Genomic DNA, 698 nt, shown 5'->3' on the forward strand with positions numbered 1-698 from the left:
TGGACTCCGTCGGCGGTAGCGACGTTGTCGCCGCAGGGCTTGGGGCAGATGACGGTGGCGGTGGCCGGTGAGGCGTGTCCGGCTGAGGTGGTGGATCGCTGGGCTCCGGGGCGGGTGATGTTCAATGCCTACGGTCCGACTGAGACGACGATGGTGTTGACGCTGAGTGCGGCGTTGGCGGCGGGGTCGGGGGTGCCGCCGATTGGTGCGCCGGTGCCGGGGGCGGCGTTGTTTGTGTTGGATCAGTGGTTGCGTCCGGTGCCGGTCGGGGTGGTCGGTGAGTTGTATGCCGCGGGTCGCGGTGTGAGTTGTGGCTATGTGCGGCGGGCGGGGTTGACGGCGTCGCGGTTTGTGGCGTGTCCGTTTGGTGGTAGCGGGGCGCGGATGTATCGCACCGGGGATTTGGTGCGGTGGCGTGCTGATGGGCAGCTCGATTATTTGGGTCGGGCTGATGAGCAGGTCAAGATTCGTGGGTATCGCATCGAGCTTGGTGATGTGCGTACGGCGTTGGCGGGGTTGGACGGGGTTGATGAGGCGGCGGTGATCGCCCGTGAGGACCGTCCCGGTGATAAGCGTCTGGTGGGTTATGTCACCGGGGGCGCGGAGCCCGCTCGGGTGCGTGCGGCGTTGGCTGATCGGTTGCCGCCGTATATGGTGCCGGCCGCGGTGCTGGCGATCGACGCTTTGCCGTTGACGGC

1 protein-coding gene is annotated in these 698 nt (G+C 67.2%); it reads left to right on the top strand.

Translation table 11 applies throughout. The features are described 5' to 3' along the window. On the top strand, nt 1–698 hold a 698-nt coding region (locus AC5Y30_RS25445; protein ID WP_499922074.1), incomplete at both ends, for an AMP-binding protein.

This window comes from Mycobacterium sp. NGS27, from assembly GCF_059813005.1.